Here is a 17,593-nt window from a genome sequence, read left to right as displayed (position 1 = left end):
ACCGAAACAAGGAACACGCTATGACAGCCCGACTTGATGAAAAACTGGAACTGATTTACGAAGATGTTCTGCACCGCAACCCGGGTGAAAACGAGTTCCACCAGGCTGTGCACGAAGTTCTTGAAACGCTTGGGCCCGTTCTGGTGAAGTATCCAGAATTCGCCGAAAAGAAAATCATTCAACGAATTTGTGAGCCCGAGCGCCAGATTATTTTCCGGGTGCCCTGGCAGGACGATAGCGGCGAAATCCATATCAACCGTGCCTTCCGTGTGGAATTCAACAGCGCCCTGGGGCCCTATAAAGGCGGCATGCGTTTCCACCCGTCTGTATATCTGGGCATCATCAAATTCCTGGGCTTCGAGCAGATTTTCAAGAACGCCCTGACCGGCCTGCCCATCGGTGGCGGTAAAGGTGGCAGCGACTTTGATCCCAAAGGCCGCTCAGACGACGAAATCATGCGTTTTTGCCAGAGCCTGATGACCGAACTGTATCGCCACATCGGTGAATACACAGACGTTCCAGCCGGCGACATTGGCGTAGGCGGCCGCGAAATCGGCTACCTGTTCGGCCAGTACAAGCGCATCACCAACCGCTACGAATCCGGCGTGCTTACCGGCAAAGGCCTCGACTGGGGTGGTAGCCGTGCACGCACCGAGGCAACCGGCTACGGCACCGTGTTCTTTACCAATGAAATGCTGAAAGCTCGTGGCGACTCGATTGAAGGCAAAAAGATTGTCGTTTCCGGCTCAGGTAACGTAGCCATCTATGCCATTGCCAAGGCCCATGAGCTGGGCGCCACGGTTATTGCCTGCTCCGACTCCAGCGGATTTATCGTGGACGAAAAGGGCATCGATCTGGCCGCGATCAAGCGCATCAAGGAAGTTGAGCGCCGTCGTATCAGCGCTTACACAGAGTTCCACAAAGATGCAAAATACGTCGAAGGCGGGAGCATCTGGTCCATTCCATGTGATATTGCACTGCCATGTGCTACCCAGAATGAACTGAACGCCAACGACGCCAAGACCCTGGTTGAGAACGGCTGTATCTCCGTTGCTGAAGGCGCCAACATGCCCACAACTCCAGAAGGTATCGCCATCTTCCAGGATGCCAAGGTAATGTATGGCCCAGGCAAGGCTGCCAACGCCGGTGGCGTGGCAACCTCTGCTCTTGAAATGCAGCAAAATGCCAGCCGTGATTCCTGGACTTTCGACTACACTCAAAAGCGCCTTGAGGACATCATGATCCAGATCCACAAGAACTGTTATGAAACAGCCGCTGAGTTCGGCGCCGAAGGCAACTATGTACTGGGCGCCAACGTTACCGGCTTCATCAAGGTAGCCCGCGCCATGCAGTCTATGGGCGTTATCTGACCGCGGAGCAGTAGCTCATGACCGGGAACGGCGGAAACTCACAGGACAACAACCGGGTTTCCACCGGCCTCCCGGGGCTGGACGATGTTCTTGATGGCCTGAGAATCGGTGATAACGTCGTCTGGAGAGTTAGCGACCTGGACGATTACCGCCGATTCGTTACACCGTTTATTGAGTCTGCGGCGTCTGCTGGGCGCCGTATTATTTACCTCCGTTTTGGCCAGCACCCCCCGCTGGTAACCGCGAAAGCCAACATTCATATCGAAAACGTCGATGCTCTGGGAGGTTTTGAAGCCTTCACCGGCAGAGTTTGGCGCCTGATTGAAGAGCATGGCCGCGGCGCATTCTACGTGTGTGATTGCTTGAGCGATTTACTCAATGCCTGGGCCACCGATGTCATGGTCGGCAATTTTTTCCAGGTGGTTTGCCCCTTCCTGTTTGAACTGGATACTGTCGCCTGGTTTGCCCTCTACCCCGATAGGCACTCCCGCACTACGCTGGACCGCATCCGGCAAACAACCCAAGTGATGGTGGATGTTCACCGCCTGGGAGAAGATGTTCAGATCCAGCCGATCAAGGCCTGGCGCCGGCAGTCCCCTACCATGTTTCTCCCGCACCGGGAGCGCAATGGCCGGTTTTTCCCGGTAGACGACAGTAGTGATGCAACCCGGCTCCAGGCTGGCCTGGAACAGGCTCAGCTGCATCGCCAACCGCTACTGGACTACTGGGACCGGTTGTTTATTCAGGTTGCAGACGCCCTTGAAAGTGGTGATCAAGAGCAAATTTCAGATATTCAGGATCGCGTACTGAACGTTCTGATCAGTCGGGATCCACGCATGTTGGATTTGGCCAGAAACTATCTTGGCCTTGAGGATCTGCTTGCCATTCGCGCCAGAATGATCGGTAGCGGTTACATTGGCGGTAAAGCCGCCGGCATGCTGATAGCGCGCAGTATCCTGCTCACCAATCAGTCCGACATATGGCAGGAGGCACTAGAGCCTCACGACTCCAGCTATCTTGGCTCTGATGCCTATTACGCCTTTCTCGTTCACAACGGTCTTTGGCCGGCGATCATGCGCCAGCGCTCTGCCGACGGCTACTTCAATGAAGCTGCTGAACTGCGCAGGAACTTGCTGGCAGGTAGGTTCCCACCAGAAATCCGTTCCGAGCTGGAGCGGCTGCTGGATCATTATGGTCAATATCCAATTCTGGTGCGCTCAAGCAGTCTCCAGGAAGATGGGTTCGGCAATGCGTTCGCTGGTAAGTACGACAGCGTTTTTCTGGTAAACCAGGGGGCACCAGAGCAGCGCCTTGCGGAGCTTGAGGACGCTATTCGCCAGGTCTATGCCTCTACCATGAGTAACGATGCCCTGGTTTACCGAAAACAGCGCGGTCTGGACCAGAAAGAAGAACCCATGGCTCTGCTGATCCAGCGGGTCAATGGCCGCTTCCACGGGCGCTACTACTTGCCGGATGCCGCCGGCGTTGGCGTTTCCCGCAATACCTTTGCCTGGGATACCGACATGAACCCCGCCGCCGGCATGGTTCGCCTGGTCATGGGGCTGGGCACCCGTGCCGTTGATCGAATTGAAGGCGACCACGCCTGCGTGATGGCCCTGGACTACCCGCGCCGGCAGCCCTTCCGTAATCAGGATGAAAGCTACAGGTTCTCCCAGCACCTTTTGGATGTTCTGGACCTGAGGGAAGGAAAGCTAACCACTCGCCCATTAAGCCAACTCACACAAGAGATTGCGGACCTGCCGCTCAACCACCTTGGTGAAGTAGACCAACCCGCCAGCCGGCGGGCTAGAGAACTGAACCTGCCAACACCGGTATGGCGGCTAACGTTCAAGCCCCTGGTGCACAGTGGCCATTTCGTTGCCCGCCTCTCCAGCTTGCTGAAAACCCTCGAAGCAGGCTATAGCCACCCGGTGGATGTGGAATTTACCTTGCACCTGAACCATGCGGGTGAACCGGCTTTTAACCTGGTGCAATGCCGGCCGCTGGCGACCATCGGTGAAACCATGGCGGTAGAAATACCCGCAGACATACCCGAACAACAACTTTTGTTCCGGACACGCGGTCACTTCATGGGCGGCAATATAAACCTTGGCATTCAGCGTGTTATCCGAGTGGATGCGGGGGTTTACAGCCGGTTAACGGTGAGCCAGCGGTACGAGGTTGCCCGGCTTGTGGGCGAGCAGGTGCGCATGGATACCGGAAAAACCATGCTGATTGGCCCCGGGCGCTGGGGAACCAGCAGCCCGGAGTTGGGCGTGCCAGTTCGTTTTGCTGACATCGCCGGGGTTGCCGTGCTGGTTGAAGTGGCGGAAATGGAAGGTGACATGGTGCCGGATCTTTCTTACGGCTCGCATTTTTTTCAGGACCTGGTAGAAACAGGTATCGCTTACGTGGCACTGTTCCCCAAGGGTCGGCACTGCGTTTACCAGCCAGAACGGCTACACGGCACAAGCGCTCCCATACAGGACATCTCTCCTGAAGCGGCCGTACAAAGCTTTGACCTTCGCGCAACACCGCTACAACTGACGGGTGACGTGGTCAGCCAAAATCTGGCCTGCTATTTTCCGGATTGATACCGGCGTGTAAAGAGCGCTCACTGAAACTCGAACCCGACTGCATGATAACGGTGTTAACGGGGCTCAGAACAGGTTCACCGGTACTTTCAGGTAAACCTGGCCGTTGGCCTCTGGGGGCGGCAGCTCTCCCGCCCGCATGTTGACCTGCACCGACGGCAGAATCAGCTGGGGCATGCCGAGCGTTGCATCGCGCTCAGTGCGCATCTTTACAAATTCGTCTTCGCCGATACCATCGTGCACGTGAATATTGGCCGCGCGCTGCTCCGCCACACTTGTCTGGTGTACGTACTCGTCCCGGCCCGGGGCTTTGTAGTCGTGACACAGGAAAATACGGGTTTGCGAAGGTAGCGATAGCACCTTGCGGATTGATTGGTAAAGCACACGGGCATCACCACCCGGGAAATCACAACGTGCAGTTCCATAATCCGGCATGAACAGGGTGTCGCCCACAAACGCCGCGTCACCCGTTACGTAGGTCAGGCACGCTGGGGTGTGGCCTGGCGTGTGCATCACGTGACATTCAAGGCCGCCAATGGCAAAGGTATCGCCATCCCGGAAAAGACGATCGAACTGACTGCCATCGCGGGCAAACTCTGAACCTGCATTGAACGCCTTACCAAAAATCTCCTGAACATCTCGTATGTGTGTGCCAATTCCGGTTTTACCACCGAGTTTTTCGTGGAGATAGGGCGCAGCGGAGAGGTGATCCGCATGAACGTGAGTTTCCAGTATCCACTCCACCTGCAGATCATTGGAGCGTACATATTCGATTATCTCGTCTGCAGAGCACACACCGGTAGTACCTGATGCGTAGTCAAAATCAAGTACCGAATCGAGAATAGCGCAGGCCTGACTGACAGGGTCACGAACCACATAACTGAACGTATTGGTGGGCTCATCAAAAAAAGGTTTAACGATCGGGTTGCTCACGACATTCACCTCCGCAGGGGCGGCCTACTGAAATTTAATTCTAAAAATATACTAAAACGGAATATAAGATAAAATTCTCTTTTCTTATATGCGCGACACCCCTGATGCATCAACCAGGCAATCCCGCCCGGCCTGCTTTGCGGCATAAAGCCTGTCGTCTGCCAGCCGGATAAGCGGGTCAGGCGAGGCAGGAACAACATCCAGCTCGCCGATGTCAGCAACGCCCGCGCTGACCGTTAACGGCACAACTTGATCTTCAAAAACGAAATCATGATTGCGCACTGCACAAATAATACGGTTTACCGTGAGGCGAATATCCGCCGGGCTTACATTGCTGAACGCAACCACAAATTCCTCTCCACCAAATCGCGCCACCACATCGGCTTCTCGGGTCTGCTCCAGAAGTATCTCGGCAAACGTGCGCAGGCAGAGATCCCCTCCAAGGTGACCGATGGAATCGTTTATCCGCTTGAACCGGTCCAAATCGAACATAGCCAGTGCAAAGTGTTCCCCGTAACGGGTGGAGCGGCTCAGCATTTCGTGAAGCCTTGGCATCAGATAACGACGATTATGCAGGGCAGTTAAGGGGTCACGAATGGATTGGTTAAGGAGCTCACTCTCAAGTCGATTACGCTCAAGCGCCCCGGAGAGCAGGCCAGATACGATAATCAGAAGATCTGCCTGATCTTCGCGCCATGCGCGTTTACGCATGGAATCCACACCAAAAAAGCCGGTAACCAGGCCTCGGACGCGCACCGGCACGCAGAACATTGAACACACACCCTGTTGTTCCAGCATGGTGCGCTCGGGGCCGGCAGGTATCTGCTCAATCTCTTCAACAAAAATAACCCGGTTGCCACTAAGCATCTCATTGACCTTGCACTGCCACCACTCAAAGCCGTCAGTGGGCACATTGCGCTGACTGTCGATGAGAGCTGGCACGCCGGCAGAGCACCATTCGTGGGTGTTATCCATAACATTATAGTCCGGCGAGAACTCATACAAGTAAGCGCGGTCCACCTCAAAAAAACCACCTATAGCGCGCAGCAAATCAGTAATGCGCTGATCAATGGCGCCAAAGCCAAGATTGATAAAGTTGGTCGACAGGTTGGCAATCAGCCTCTGAAAATCAGCTTGAAAGGCAGACTCAGTCTCACGCTCCCTGAGCGTGTGCTCGAGATCTTTGTAGCGCTGTATGCTGTGGAACTGGCCATACCAGACAGTGCTTCCGTCTGCCTGGCGTTCGGGCATTGAGTTGATCTCAAACCAATCGTAGTGCCCGGCCTTCATTTTCAGTCGTACCTGGCGACGCCATGGGCTAAGAGCGAAAGCAGACTCTGCAACGCTGGCCTTCAAACCAGGTACATCCTCCGGATGCACTGCAGAAAACATAGCTTCCGCGTTTTCCCGAAGTACCTCCGGAGCAATGCCTAGAACGCTTTGCACATGCTCGCTGATAAACACAAACCGGTGAGACTCCCCATCAGCGCTTAGCCAGTAGGTACTAAGCATGTCGGGAATAGCCGAAACCAGTTTCCGAAGCAAAGAGTCAGTATCGGTGCGCCACTGTCGCTGATCAGACTGTCCTGTCATGGGCCTCTCATCTGCTAACCGCGAATCCGCGTTATTTCAAAAAGTGTAGTTCACCGGGTCATGTAGGGCTATTTCTAAACGGAAGCATTCGATCAGGAAAAAAACTCAAAGCCATGGTACCTTTCTGACTCTCCCAATCGCCGGCGGTTCACCGCCCGAGGGAACACCCTCTGCTGAACCGAGTAGCACATGCCCCCCGAAAAAAAACCAATATCACATGAATGGCAGGCCTTCTGGTTAGCCATTGGGTTTCTCACGCGAATTCCCATGCTAGTGCGCATAGATTACTCCCAGAAACTCATGAACCAGTGCAGCATGTACTTTCCACTGGTAGGCCTGTTACTGGGAGCACTGTACGCCGGATTGTTCGCACTGCTCAACCTGGCGTGGAGCCCGCTGATCTGTGTGCTGCTGGTACTGTGCTTCCACTTGTTTATTACCGGTGCCTTCCATGAAGACGGCCTTGCAGACAGCGTGGATGCCCTGGGCGGCGGCTATACCGTTGAGAAACGCCTGGAAATCATGAAAGACAGCCGCATTGGCACCTACGGCACCGTGGCACTGGTGATGGCTCTTGGCCTGAAGGCTGCGCTTCTGGTGGATACCCAAAGCATCTGGCTAGCGCTATTGGTAACGCCTGCGATAAGCAGGTTGGCGCCCTTGTTGCTGATGATCCTCCTGCCCTATGTAACCGACCCGGATAAAAGCAAAAGCAAACCGGTAGCGGAAGGTTTTTCACGCAAGCGTTTGCTGGTTAGCTGCCTGTTTACCGCCTTGGTCGCTCTCATTTTCAGCCTGTGGTTGCCAGGTCTATGGTTGGCCGCACTTACTGCAATCATTACCATCGTGTTGCTGTGGGGCGGGTATCTGCAGCGGCAGCTAGGCGGCTACACTGGCGACGCGCTCGGGGCCAGCGTGGTGTTCTGTGAGTTAGTGCTTTTATTGGGGATATAAGTCCGACACAAGTGAGGCAAAACATGACCTTTAAACGCTGGAAACTGATTATTTCGGGGCGTGTTCAGGGCGTATACTACCGCGCCTCTGCGCAGGCTCAGGCAAACGAACTCGGCATTGTGGGGTACACCCGAAACCTTGCTGATGGCAATGTAGAGATTGTTGCTGAAGGCAACGAGAACCAGCTCAAAAAGCTCGAATCCTGGTGCCGAGAAGGCCCGCCAGCGGCTTCCGTAAACTCAGTAGAGGTCGAAAAACAGGACGTGACTGGTGAGTTTGCCAGTTTCGGAATCCGACGCTGACTAGCGTTCAACCCTCCACCGAGCACGACAAAATGCGCGATAACTGGCTGTATGGCAGGCCGGTTTCGTGATGCCAGCCAGTAAAAGCCGCCTGCGCTTGTTGCAGCCCTTTTTTACTCGTTGGCGAGGCATCCAGAAGACCGGCAAGGCGCAAGCCTGCAACCACATCGTGGGACAAAACAAAGCCATCCCAGCCTACGTAGCGCAGAAAATACTGGGCACTGTTACCACCAAGGCGGGAACCGTGACGCTTGAACCACAACAATAAACCAGCTTGATCTTCTGACGGCCACTGGCTCAGAAAAGCACCAAAGCTTCCGTGCTCGTGTACCGCATCCATAATCATGCGGGCGTTTTCCGGCACGGTACGGATTTTTTGCATATTGCGCACAATGCGCTCATCCCGGGCCAGGTCCTCCAAAACGTCTGGCGGGACTTGCTGCCAGTACGCAGGCACAAACCCCTGAAAGGCCGCCTCAAAGCCCGGCCATTTGTTGTCGATTACCCGCCACACGAAACCGGCTTTAAACACACAGCGGGTGATTTCTGCAAGATAGCGATCATCCGTTCGCGCCTTCAACTCGGCGGCAGGTGGTAACTGCGGTAGTAACGCGTTCAGTTGTGCCACACCGCCTTTGCGGGCGATGGCGCGTTCGTGGATATCTGAAAAGCGCATAGTGTCTCGTCTTTGAAGTTTTGGTGAGCTTACTAATAATAAATGTCGTATTTAGATTAATAGTGACTTATATCAATTCAAGCCAGTGCCTTCTCGTCCATCCTGATAACTGACGATTCGGAAATCGTGCTCCCCTCTGGCTAAATAAAAGCAATAGCGTTCACAGCCGGGATCGGGATCGGGATCTGCCACAGTAGTCGGTGTAGATTAAGGAGAAGTGCTGTGAATGAGAATAACCACTCCCCAGAAAACTCTTCAGATACCCCTTTAGATAACTCTTCAGGAAGTCCGCCAAACGACCCAGAACAGGATTTGGCAACGCGATTCCCCACCGCCTATACCATTCTTTTCCTACTAATTATCTTGGTTGCAGCCCTGACCTGGATTATACCTGCCGGTCAATATGACCGGGCAATGAACGAGGAAGTTGGGCGTGAAGTGGCCGTGCCTGGCACCTACCAGACGGTCGATCCCAGCCCTCAGGGTTTTATGGAGGTCATGCTCGCCCCCACGGCCGGGTTTTATGATCCGGACAGTTATGTGGCCAACGCCATTGATGTTGCCCTGTTCGTTCTTTTCCTGGGCGGTTTCCTCGGCGTAATGAATGCTACGGGGGCCATTGATACCGGCATACGCAGCGCCATGCGACATCTCAAGGGCCATGAAATCTGGATGATCCCGATATTGATGACCCTGTTTGCCATTGGAGGCACAACCTATGGCATGGCCGAGGAGACCCTGGCTTTCTATGCCATTTTAATCCCAGTGATGATGGCCGCAGGATACGACGCCGTAACCGGGGTGGCTATCATCATGGTGGGTGCCGGCATCGGCGTGCTGGGCTCCACAATCAACCCATTTGCCACGGTTATCGCGGCCAACGCGGCTCAAATTCCGTTTACTGACGGCATTATCGTGCGCTTCATCCTGCTCATTGGCGGCCTGTTAATTTGCTCTGCCTACGTTATGCGTTACGCCGTTCGTGTAAAAGCAGATCCATCCCGTTCTGTAGTCTCCAAACAGTGGGATGCGCACCGCAGGCTTTTCCTGGGCAAACATGCCGATGAAGTCCAGGCTTCCACGCTCACCAGAACACAGATTGTTGCGCTTCTGATCTTCGCCGTAACCTTTGTTGTCATGATCTGGGGCGTATCGTCTCAGGGCTGGTGGATGGCCCGTATGGGTGCGCTGTTTTTTGGTTCCGCCATTGTGATCGGCATCATTGCCCGCCTTGGTGAGAAAAAACTCACTGGCAGCTTTGTTGACGGCGCGCGTGATCTTCTGGGCGTTGCTCTTGTAGTAGGACTTGCACGAGGCATCGTGGTGATCATGGATCAGGGCATGATTGCCGACACTATTCTGCACAGTGCAGAAACCTCCCTCGGCGGGCTGCCCGAACTGGCATTTATCAACCTGATGTTCTGGATTGAAGTAGGCATGAGCTTCTTTGTGCCGTCCTCGTCCGGGCTGGCGGTTCTCTCTATGCCAATTCTGGCGCCGCTTGCTGATTTCGCCAACGTGGGGCGCGACCTTGTGGTAACTGCGTTTCAGTCTGCCAACGGTCTGGTAAACCTGATCAACCCAACCTTTGCCGTAGTGGTCGGTGGTCTGGCGATTGGCCGCGTGTCCTACGACCGCTGGATCGCGTTTATCTGGCCTTTGCTTTTAATTCTTACCATTTTCATTTCGGTGGTTATCAGTGCAGCTGCACTCATTTAATGGAGGATTGAACCATGTCTGAACAGAAGCTTGGCGTACATTCGGAAACCGGAAAACTGCGGCAGGTCATTGTCTGCCGCCCAGGCCTTGCTCACCGGAGGTTAACTCCGTCCAACTGTGACGCTCTGTTGTTTGACGACGTATTCTGGGTAAAACAGGCCCAGAAAGACCACGATGTGTTTGTCAGCGTGATGCGAGATCGGGGTGTCGAAGTGCTGGATGTCAACGAGCTGTTGGCCGAAACCCTGGACATTTCGGAAGCCCGAAAATGGATTCTGGATCACCGCATTACCTGGAACCAGGTAGGCGTCGGGATGATTTCCGATTTGCGCGCTTGGATGGATGAGCTCGCGGGCAGCAAGTTGTCGGAATATCTGATTGGAGGCCTTGAGGTGGGCGATTTGCCATTTGATCCGACCGGACTTTTCGGCAACCACCTGGGGCACTACGGGTTTGTGCTGCCGCCGCTACCCAACTACCTCTTTACCCGGGACAACAGTTCCTGGGTTTACGGTGGTGTCACTCTTAACCCCATGTACTGGGCTGCACGCCAACCCGAAACACTGTTGATGGCCGGCGTGTATCGCTACCACCCAAAATTTGCCGGCAAGGTGGATGTGCTCTGGGGCGACCCAACGAAAGACCATGGCCTTGCCACACTTGAAGGCGGTGATGTGATGCCTGTGGGCAACGGCACGGTGCTTGTGGGAATGGGCGAGCGCTCATCGCCGCAGGCCGTCGGGCAGTTGGCTAACGCCCTGTTCGAAAAAGGCACCGCAGAGCGGGTAATTGCCTGTCAGATCCCGAAATCCCGCACCGCCATGCATCTGGACACCATCTTTACCTTCTGCGGCGGCAATGTTGTCACCGCGTTCAAAGAGGTTGCGGACGAAGTGGTCTGCTATGACTTGCGCCCCGGTGAAGGCGAAAAGCACCTTTCTTTCCGCCAGGATCCGCGGCCCTTGTTTGATGTGGTGGCTGACGTTCTTGGCTATAGCTCACTTGAGGTTGTCCCGACCGGCGGTGATAACCCGGCCGAGCGTGAACGGGAGCAGTGGAACGATGGCAACAACGTGCTGGCGCTGAGCCCAGGCGTAGTTGTCGGCTACGACCGCAACGATGACACCAACGCGGCACTGGAAGCAGCAGGCATTGAAGTGCTGGCCATTCCGGGCGCCGAACTGGGCCGTGGCCGCGGCGGCGGGCGTTGCATGAGCTGCCCCACAATGCGTGACCCCATTTGACCGGAGAGGATAAAGACCATGGCTTTTAATCTGAAAAATCGTCACTTCCTCACCTTGCGGGATTTTTCCCCGCAAGAGATCAGTTTTCTACTGCAACTGGCAAAAGATCTGAAGGCTGCCAAATACGCTGGCACCGAGGTTCCCCAACTTAACGGCAAGGAGCTCGCTCTTATCTTTGAAAAGAACTCCACCCGAACGCGGGTGGGGTTCGAGGTGGCCGCTTACGATCAAGGTGCCAGAGTGACCTACCTCGGACCTACTGGCACCCACATAGGCCATAAGGAATCGGTGAAAGATACCGCCCGGGTGTTAGGCCGTGTTTATGACGGCATCGAGTACCGGGGTTTTGGCCAGAAAATTGTTGAGGAGCTGGCAAAGCACGCTGGTGTGCCAGTTTTTAACGGTCTGACGGATGAGTTTCACCCAACCCAGATTCTGGCCGATTTTTTAACCATGCAGGAGCACGTTGAAAAGCCGTTGCATGAGGTGGCTTATGTCTTTATAGGCGACGCTGCTAACAACATGGGCGACAGCCTATTGATTGGCGGTGCCAAGATGGGCATGGATGTGCGTTTGTGCGCCCCGAAAGTTTGCTGGCCAGACCAGGAAATACAAGACGAAGCCCAGGCCATTGCCCTGGAAACCGGCGCCCGCATTACCATTACAGAAGACATCGACGCCGCCGTGGCCGGGGTCGACTTTGTGTACACCGATGTGTGGGTGTCCATGGGCGAACCAAAAGAGAAGTGGGGCGAACGCATCAAGCTGTTAATGCCTTACCAGGTGAACGCCGCACTGATGGAAAAAACCGGCAACCCGCGAGCCCGTTTTATGCATTGCTTGCCCGCTTTTCACAACACCGAAACAACGGTGGGCAAGGAAATAGAGGCAGAGTTCGACATTACCGCCATGGAGGTGACGGACGACGTTTTCGAAAGCCCCGCATCCATCGTGTTTGATCAGGCGGAAAACCGCATGCACACCATCAAGGCAGTGCTGGTAGCCACACTCGGGGCCTGATGCTGGCTCGAATTACTGATAAAGGATACACAGTATGCTGATTGTTGCAGCTCTGGGCGGGAACGCCCTGTTGAAACGCGGCGAGCCACTAACAGCAGAAGCCCAACGCACCAACGTGCGGACCGCCGCAAAGTCACTGGCCAAGCTGGTGCGCGCCGGGCATCAGTTGGTTATTACCCATGGCAACGGCCCTCAGGTTGGCTTGCTGGCTCTGCAAGGCGCCGCTTACAAGCCAGAGGAAGCCTATCCGCTGGATGTATTGGGCGCAGAAACCGGCGGCATGATCGGTTACATGATTGAGCAAGAGATGGAGAATGCCCTTGGCCACGACCGCCCAGTGGCAACCCTGCTCACACAGGTGGTTGTCGACCGAGCCGACCCTGCTTTTAAAAATCCGACCAAATTTATCGGCCCGGTTTACGAAAAAGCGGAAGCGGAATCCCGGGCAGCGGCCGCCGGCTGGCACATTGCAGCCGACGGCGACAAATGGCGCAGAGTAGTCCCTTCGCCGGCACCCAAAGAAATCCCTGACATGCGAGTGCTGAAGTTACTGCTGAATCAGGGCGTAGTTGTTATCTGCACCGGAGGCGGTGGCATTCCCGTGCTACGCCGTAACGACGGCAGCATGACCGGTGTAGAAGCAGTGATCGACAAAGATGCCGCCAGTGCTTTATTGGCACACGAGCTGAAAGCCGATGCTTTGCTGCTGTTAACCGACGTGGATGCGGTCTATCGTGACTTTGGCACGCCTACTGCCGCACCCGTTCGAAAAGTAACCCCAGCTCAGGCCAGAACACTGGATGTACCCGCCGGTTCCATGGGGCCGAAGGTGATGGCCGCCTGTGATTTTGCGGACTCCGGAGGCATCAGCGGCATTGGCCGGCTGGAAGATGCACTCGATATTCTGAATGGCCACGCAGGTACACTCATCACCAAAGACGCCACCAAAAACGCGTAATGACTCGGGCTCGTTATTCATGTCGAATCAGATCATTGATGTTGGGCAAATAGTGGGAATTCGCGGCGGTGTTGTCGATGTGAAGTTTCCGGGAACCTCGCCCCGTATTCAGGATCTGGTTCACGCTGGCAATCTGGCCATGGAGGTCACCTCACTCCTTGAGAATGGCGCCGTGCGCTGCATGGCGCTGGCACCGGTGCGTGGGCTGGGCTTGGGAATGCCAGTAAAGGCGACCGGGGCCCCCATTCAGGTTCCGGTGGGCGATACGGTGCTGGGACGCATGCTCAACGTATTCGGCGAGCCCATTGATGGCAAGCCTGCTCCTGCCGCCACAGTGCAACGCTCCATTCACCAACCGCCTCCGGCGCTGGAAGACCGTGTAATACACAGCGATATTCTCGAAACTGGCATCAAAGCCATCGATCTGCTCTCCCCCATTGAGCGTGGCGGCAAGACCGGACTGTTCGGCGGTGCCGGTGTGGGTAAAACCGTGCTGATCACCGAACTGATCAACAACACAGTTCAACATTATCAGGGCGTAAGCCTGTTCTGCGGTATTGGCGAACGCTCGCGGGAAGCGGAAGAGCTCTACCGCGAGATGGGTGACGCCGGTGTGCGGGACAAAACCGTGATGCTGTTCGGGCAAATGAACGAAGCTCCCGGTGTAAGGTTTCTGGTGGGCAAAACCGCACTCACTATGGCGGAGTATTTCCGTGACGTGCAGAAGCAAGATGTGTTGCTGCTCATCGACAATATTTTCCGCTTTGTGCAGGCGGGCTCGGAAGTCTCCGGGCTGATGGGCCGTATGCCGTCCCGGGTTGGTTACCAGCCAACGCTGGCCACCGAACTGGCCACATTACAGGAGCGCATCACCTCTACCCGCAACGGAGCCATCACCTCCATTCAGGCGGTGTACGTGCCGGCAGATGATTTCACCGACCCGGCGGCGGCGCACATTTTCTCGCACCTTTCTGCCTCTGTGGTGCTGTCGCGCAAGCGTGCCAGTGAGGGCCTGTACCCGGCCGTTGACCCCCTTGGCTCTGCCTCCGTAATGCTAACGCCCGCCATTGTTGGCCAGCGCCATTACGACATTGCCCGGGCCGTAAGGCGTACCCTTGCCGAGTACGAAGACCTGCGCGACATTATTGCCATGTTGGGTATGGAAGAACTCTCAGCCGCAGACCGGGCCACCGTGGCGCGGGCGCGACGGCTTGAACGCTTTCTCACGCAACCTTTTTTCACCGTCGGCGCGCTGACCGGCGACAGCGGCAGGCGCGTGTCCATCAAGGACACGTTGGACGGCTGCGAAACCATCCTGAGCCAGACCGAATTTCACGATAACGAAACTGACTACTACATGATTGGCTCCCTGAAGGATCTGGAGAAAAAATCATGAACCTTGCCGAATCCATGCAGGTAACGCTGCGCCTGCCAACCCGAACACTGTTCGAAGGCAGTGTGCAGCGGCTATTCGCTACCGCGCAAAACGGTGCTTTCGGCATGCTTCCGAACCATACGGATTTTGTTACGGCGCTGGTGCCTCAGTACTGATTCTCACCTCGGCCGACGGTACCGAAGCCTTCTTTGGCGTGGACGAAGGCGTGCTGATGAAAAAAGGCCATCAGGTGGACATCGCCATACGCCGTGGCGTTCAAGGCAAGGATCTCGAATCCCTGAACGAAACCATACAAGCCGCGTTTATCGAAGTGGATGAAGAAGAACGGGTGGCACGCTCAGCCCTGTCCCGGCTGGAAGCAGGCATAGTGCGGCGTTTCGGCGACTTACGGAAACCCACGGTATGAGCACAAAAAACGATCGCTCTGCAGAAGACATACGGCGCAGTGCTGAGCGCATGAAACGCGCACGGGATGAGCCGGGGTCAGCCCTCTGCGCGGGCTGGGGGCGTTCGGAATCATCGGCTGGTCAATCGCGGTGCCCACCGTGGGCGGCGCTTTTCTGGGATTGTGGCTGAACAAAGTGGCGCCACAGAACTTTTCCTGGCCCATTGCCCTGATTCTCGGCGGCGTGGTTGTCGGAGGCATAATTGCCTGGGGCTGGATCGAACGGGAAGGGCCGGATCAGAAGGGAGGCAAACGGTGATAACAGTAGACTGGCCAGCAGTACTGCTGGGCTTTTCATTGGGTTTACCCGTCAGCGCATTATTCTTCGCAGGGCTGGCATGGGGTATGCGACGTGCCTTGGGCTCTGACCGACCCGGACTCTGGCTTATGGCCAGCTCGTTCTGCCGCATTGCGGTGCTGCTTGGCGTTGGTTTTCTGGTAACCGCTTACGGTGGCAGCAACTGGGCCATCGCCGGTTACGGTCTTGCGTTTTTCCTGGCGCGGCTGGTTGCCGTGCTCTGGGCCAGAATCAGCAAGGCACCCATCACAGCCACACAGGAGGGCGCGTAATGCAGCTTACCCCCGATGACGTTGTTGTTTTTACCTTGGCCGGCTGGGAAGTTAACGCCACCATCGTCAACACCTGGATTGTCATGGCCTTATTGGTGGGTATTTCGATGCTGATTACCCGCAATCTTCGGCCGGATGTACCGCCCAATCGCTGGCGTACGTCGCTGGAAGTGATCGTAAAGCTGATTCAGGGACAGATCGAAGAAGTTACTCGGAACTCGGCGCGCCACGTGATGTACTTTGCCGGCACTCTGTTCCTGTTCATCGCCTTATCCAATCTGATGCTGGTAATACCGGGGTTTTCGCCGCCTACGTCTTCATTATCAACCACAGCGGCACTGGCCTTGTCTGTGCTGGCGGCTGTCCCGGTATTCGGCATTGCCAGTGGAGGTGTCGGGCATTACCTCAAAACGTTTATTGAGCCCTCGGTCATCATGTTGCCGTTCAATATTATCGGTGAGTTCTCCAAGGGCATATCTCTGGCCATTCGTCTTTACGGCAACGTGATGAGCGGCGCGGTTATTGCGGCCATCCTGCTGACCGTCGCGCCATTTTTCTTCCCGGTAGTTATGGACATGCTCGGATTATTAACCGGCATCATTCAAGCCTATATTTTCGCCATTCTCGCCACTGTTTACATCTCATCGGCCACGGCCGAGCCAGACTCTTCAGCTGTTCAGACACAGAGTTCACCCCCTGAATCAAAACGATCGACCCACCAGGAAGAAAAATCATGACGGATCTCGCAATTATTGCAGTCATCTCGATATTTACGGCTGGCATGACAGTGTCTTTTGGCGCCTTGGGCCCGGCACTTGGAGAAGGGCGGGCAGCCGCCGCCGCGATTGCCGCCATCGCACAGCAACCCGATGCAGCCCCCACTCTGTCACGAACCCTGTTTGTGAGCCTGGCGATGATTGAATCCACCGCCATTTACTGTTTTGTGGTGGCCATGATTCTGATTTTTGCCAACCCGTTCTGGGATGCCATGCAGGTTGCCGCAGGGGCTAGAGCCGATCATGTCCATTGACTGGATTACCGTTATCGCGCAGATCGCCAACTTTCTGGTGTTGGTCTGGTTGCTGAAGCGCTTTCTCTATCGCCCGATTCTTGACGGCATTGACGCCCGTGAGGCCGAAATAACCCGCCGCATGGCTGAAGCAGGAGAAGCCGAGAAAAAAGCACAGGCAGCCGAAGCGACATTTCGCCAGCAGCAAAAACAGCTGTTGTCTGACCAGGATGCCGTGGTCAAACAGGCCTTGCGGGAATCGGAAAATCAGCGCGATAGCCTCTTGGCTGAGGCCCACGCCAAGCTTGAACAGGAACAGACAGACTGGCACAAGCACCTTGAGCGTGAACGCCAGAAGTTCACCGCACAACTGCAGCGGGCCGGAGAAGAAACCCTGCTGGAGCTCACCCGCAAAGCACTGCGGGATCTTGCGGATGAATCCCTGGAAGAGGCCATCGTTCGCCACGTCAGCGCGCGGTTACGGCCGATTGCCAGTGAACTCGCGGACGCTGCGGGCGACCGCAAGGAAGCGGTCGCAACCACTCGCGACACCTTGCCCGAGGCGGCACAGGCGCTGCTGCAGACTGATGTGAAAAGCCTGCTTCCGGGCATCAACCTGCGCTTTGAAACGGCTCCACAACAGGCGCCAGGATTGGTTCTGAGGGTTGGCGGTGCCAGATTGCCTGGACGGTCGACAGCTACACCGAAGAATTCGACGCGCTGCTAAACGAGCGCATGGCAGCTGATGCTTCCGGACGGGATCAGCCCACGGGTGCATAAACCCGGTTATGCATAATGAGGATAGACACA

Annotated in this window: 19 protein-coding genes; 16 read left to right on the top strand and 3 right to left on the bottom strand. The window is 55.7% G+C overall.

From position 1 onward, the window contains the following. Positions 1 to 20 precede the first annotated feature (20 nt). Positions 21 to 1,370 (top strand): NADP-specific glutamate dehydrogenase, encoded by a 1,350-nt coding sequence (gene gdhA / locus BCA33_RS04905; RefSeq protein ID WP_071263860.1) that lies wholly within the window; start codon positions 21 to 23, stop codon positions 1,368 to 1,370. A gap of 17 nt (positions 1,371 to 1,387) precedes the next feature. Beyond that, positions 1,388 to 3,964, top strand: coding sequence for a PEP/pyruvate-binding domain-containing protein (locus BCA33_RS04900; RefSeq protein ID WP_071263858.1), 2,577 nt, complete (start codon positions 1,388 to 1,390; stop codon positions 3,962 to 3,964). Positions 3,965 to 4,030: 66 nt separating this feature from the next. Here BCA33_RS04900 and BCA33_RS04895 read toward each other — a convergent pair whose 3' ends face one another. Beyond that, positions 4,031 to 4,897: an MBL fold metallo-hydrolase gene (locus tag BCA33_RS04895; protein WP_071263856.1), complete on the bottom strand. Its 867-nt coding sequence runs from the start codon at positions 4,895 to 4,897 to the stop codon at positions 4,031 to 4,033. 84 nt (positions 4,898 to 4,981) lie between these two features. Next, complete coding sequence (locus BCA33_RS04890; RefSeq protein WP_071263854.1) at positions 4,982 to 6,490, bottom strand: diguanylate cyclase; 1,509 nt, start codon at positions 6,488 to 6,490, stop codon at positions 4,982 to 4,984. 189 nt (positions 6,491 to 6,679) lie between these two features. Between BCA33_RS04890 and cobS the strand changes: the two genes are divergently transcribed. Together cobS and BCA33_RS04880 are read left to right on the top strand one after the other, a co-directional pair. Further along, positions 6,680 to 7,444: an adenosylcobinamide-GDP ribazoletransferase gene (gene cobS / locus BCA33_RS04885; protein WP_071263852.1), complete on the top strand. Its 765-nt coding sequence runs from the start codon at positions 6,680 to 6,682 to the stop codon at positions 7,442 to 7,444. 23 nt (positions 7,445 to 7,467) lie between these two features. Then, positions 7,468 to 7,746: an acylphosphatase gene (locus BCA33_RS04880; RefSeq protein WP_071263850.1), complete on the top strand. Its 279-nt coding sequence runs from the start codon at positions 7,468 to 7,470 to the stop codon at positions 7,744 to 7,746. Between the two features lie 7 nt (positions 7,747 to 7,753). Here BCA33_RS04880 and BCA33_RS04875 read toward each other — a convergent pair whose 3' ends face one another. Further along, entirely contained in the window at positions 7,754 to 8,422 is a 669-nt protein-coding gene (locus BCA33_RS04875) for a DNA-3-methyladenine glycosylase I (protein WP_071263848.1), read from the bottom strand. A 222-nt stretch (positions 8,423 to 8,644) separates the two neighbouring features. Here BCA33_RS04875 and BCA33_RS04870 point away from each other — a divergent pair, with 222 nt between their 5' ends. The 12 genes from BCA33_RS04870 (at position 8,645) to BCA33_RS04820 (ending at position 17,510) form a co-directional block, all read left to right on the top strand. Continuing rightward, positions 8,645 to 10,141: a YfcC family protein gene (locus BCA33_RS04870; protein ID WP_083394634.1), complete on the top strand. Its 1,497-nt coding sequence runs from the start codon at positions 8,645 to 8,647 to the stop codon at positions 10,139 to 10,141. A 14-nt stretch (positions 10,142 to 10,155) separates the two neighbouring features. After that, positions 10,156 to 11,385, top strand: coding sequence for an arginine deiminase (locus BCA33_RS04865; RefSeq protein WP_071263846.1), 1,230 nt, complete (start codon positions 10,156 to 10,158; stop codon positions 11,383 to 11,385). Between the two features lie 18 nt (positions 11,386 to 11,403). After that, positions 11,404 to 12,405 carry an ornithine carbamoyltransferase gene (locus BCA33_RS04860; RefSeq protein ID WP_071263844.1) on the top strand — a complete coding sequence of 334 codons (1,002 nt, stop codon included), beginning with the start codon at positions 11,404 to 11,406 and terminating at the stop codon, positions 12,403 to 12,405. A gap of 34 nt (positions 12,406 to 12,439) precedes the next feature. Further along, on the top strand, positions 12,440 to 13,363 hold the full coding sequence (arcC, locus tag BCA33_RS04855) for a carbamate kinase (protein ID WP_071263842.1): 924 nt from the start codon (positions 12,440 to 12,442) through the stop codon (positions 13,361 to 13,363). Positions 13,364 to 13,382: 19 nt separating this feature from the next. Then, positions 13,383 to 14,759, top strand: coding sequence for a F0F1 ATP synthase subunit beta (gene atpD / locus BCA33_RS04850; RefSeq protein ID WP_071263841.1), 1,377 nt, complete (start codon positions 13,383 to 13,385; stop codon positions 14,757 to 14,759). Continuing rightward, positions 14,756 to 14,914, top strand: a complete 159-nt coding sequence (locus BCA33_RS21360) for a hypothetical protein (RefSeq protein WP_254774192.1) — start codon at positions 14,756 to 14,758, stop codon at positions 14,912 to 14,914. The genes atpD and BCA33_RS21360 overlap by 4 nt, the downstream gene beginning before the upstream one ends. Before the next feature lie 56 nt (positions 14,915 to 14,970). Beyond that, a complete protein-coding gene (locus BCA33_RS21355; protein ID WP_254774191.1) occupies positions 14,971 to 15,165 on the top strand; it encodes a hypothetical protein in 195 nt (64 codons plus the stop codon). A 139-nt stretch (positions 15,166 to 15,304) separates the two neighbouring features. After that, entirely contained in the window at positions 15,305 to 15,463 is a 159-nt protein-coding gene (locus tag BCA33_RS21350; RefSeq protein ID WP_254774190.1) for a hypothetical protein, read from the top strand. Next, entirely contained in the window at positions 15,460 to 15,774 is a 315-nt protein-coding gene (locus BCA33_RS04835) for an ATP synthase subunit I (RefSeq protein WP_254774189.1), read from the top strand. The genes BCA33_RS21350 and BCA33_RS04835 overlap by 4 nt, the downstream gene beginning before the upstream one ends. Then, positions 15,774 to 16,511, top strand: a complete 738-nt coding sequence (locus BCA33_RS04830; RefSeq protein WP_071263839.1) for a F0F1 ATP synthase subunit A — start codon at positions 15,774 to 15,776, stop codon at positions 16,509 to 16,511. Before BCA33_RS04835 ends, BCA33_RS04830 begins: the two co-directional genes overlap by 1 nt. Next, positions 16,508 to 16,804: a F0F1 ATP synthase subunit C gene (locus BCA33_RS04825; protein ID WP_071263837.1), complete on the top strand. Its 297-nt coding sequence runs from the start codon at positions 16,508 to 16,510 to the stop codon at positions 16,802 to 16,804. Before BCA33_RS04830 ends, BCA33_RS04825 begins: the two co-directional genes overlap by 4 nt. Beyond that, positions 16,794 to 17,510, top strand: a complete 717-nt coding sequence (locus BCA33_RS04820; protein ID WP_254774188.1) for a F0F1 ATP synthase subunit B — start codon at positions 16,794 to 16,796, stop codon at positions 17,508 to 17,510. Before BCA33_RS04825 ends, BCA33_RS04820 begins: the two co-directional genes overlap by 11 nt. The last annotated feature ends 83 nt before the right edge of the window (positions 17,511 to 17,593 follow it).

This window comes from Marinobacter sp. AC-23, from assembly GCF_001858325.1.
GTDB lineage: Bacteria > Pseudomonadota > Gammaproteobacteria > Pseudomonadales > Oleiphilaceae > Marinobacter.
This window is presented reverse-complemented; position numbering and strand designations above follow the sequence as displayed.

Excerpts from the sequence above, each read along its gene's own strand:
- BCA33_RS21355 (WP_254774191.1), top strand. The coding sequence starts at position 14,971 with ATGAAAAAAGGCCATCAGGTGGACATCGCCATACGCCGTGGCGTTCAA.
- BCA33_RS04825 (WP_071263837.1), top strand. The coding sequence starts at position 16,508 with ATGACGGATCTCGCAATTATTGCAGTCATCTCGATATTTACGGCTGGC.
- BCA33_RS04820 (WP_254774188.1), top strand. The coding sequence starts at position 16,794 with ATGTCCATTGACTGGATTACCGTTATCGCGCAGATCGCCAACTTTCTG.
- BCA33_RS04875 (WP_071263848.1), bottom strand. The coding sequence starts at position 8,422 with ATGCGCTTTTCAGATATCCACGAACGCGCCATCGCCCGCAAAGGCGGT.
- atpD (WP_071263841.1), top strand. The coding sequence starts at position 13,383 with ATGTCGAATCAGATCATTGATGTTGGGCAAATAGTGGGAATTCGCGGC.
- cobS (WP_071263852.1), top strand. The coding sequence starts at position 6,680 with ATGCCCCCCGAAAAAAAACCAATATCACATGAATGGCAGGCCTTCTGG.
- BCA33_RS04865 (WP_071263846.1), top strand. The coding sequence starts at position 10,156 with ATGTCTGAACAGAAGCTTGGCGTACATTCGGAAACCGGAAAACTGCGG.
- BCA33_RS04890 (WP_071263854.1), bottom strand. The coding sequence starts at position 6,490 with ATGACAGGACAGTCTGATCAGCGACAGTGGCGCACCGATACTGACTCT.
- BCA33_RS04900 (WP_071263858.1), top strand. The coding sequence starts at position 1,388 with ATGACCGGGAACGGCGGAAACTCACAGGACAACAACCGGGTTTCCACC.
- BCA33_RS04830 (WP_071263839.1), top strand. The coding sequence starts at position 15,774 with ATGCAGCTTACCCCCGATGACGTTGTTGTTTTTACCTTGGCCGGCTGG.
- BCA33_RS04880 (WP_071263850.1), top strand. The coding sequence starts at position 7,468 with ATGACCTTTAAACGCTGGAAACTGATTATTTCGGGGCGTGTTCAGGGC.
- arcC (WP_071263842.1), top strand. The coding sequence starts at position 12,440 with ATGCTGATTGTTGCAGCTCTGGGCGGGAACGCCCTGTTGAAACGCGGC.
- BCA33_RS04860 (WP_071263844.1), top strand. The coding sequence starts at position 11,404 with ATGGCTTTTAATCTGAAAAATCGTCACTTCCTCACCTTGCGGGATTTT.
- BCA33_RS21360 (WP_254774192.1), top strand. The coding sequence starts at position 14,756 with ATGAACCTTGCCGAATCCATGCAGGTAACGCTGCGCCTGCCAACCCGA.
- gdhA (WP_071263860.1), top strand. The coding sequence starts at position 21 with ATGACAGCCCGACTTGATGAAAAACTGGAACTGATTTACGAAGATGTT.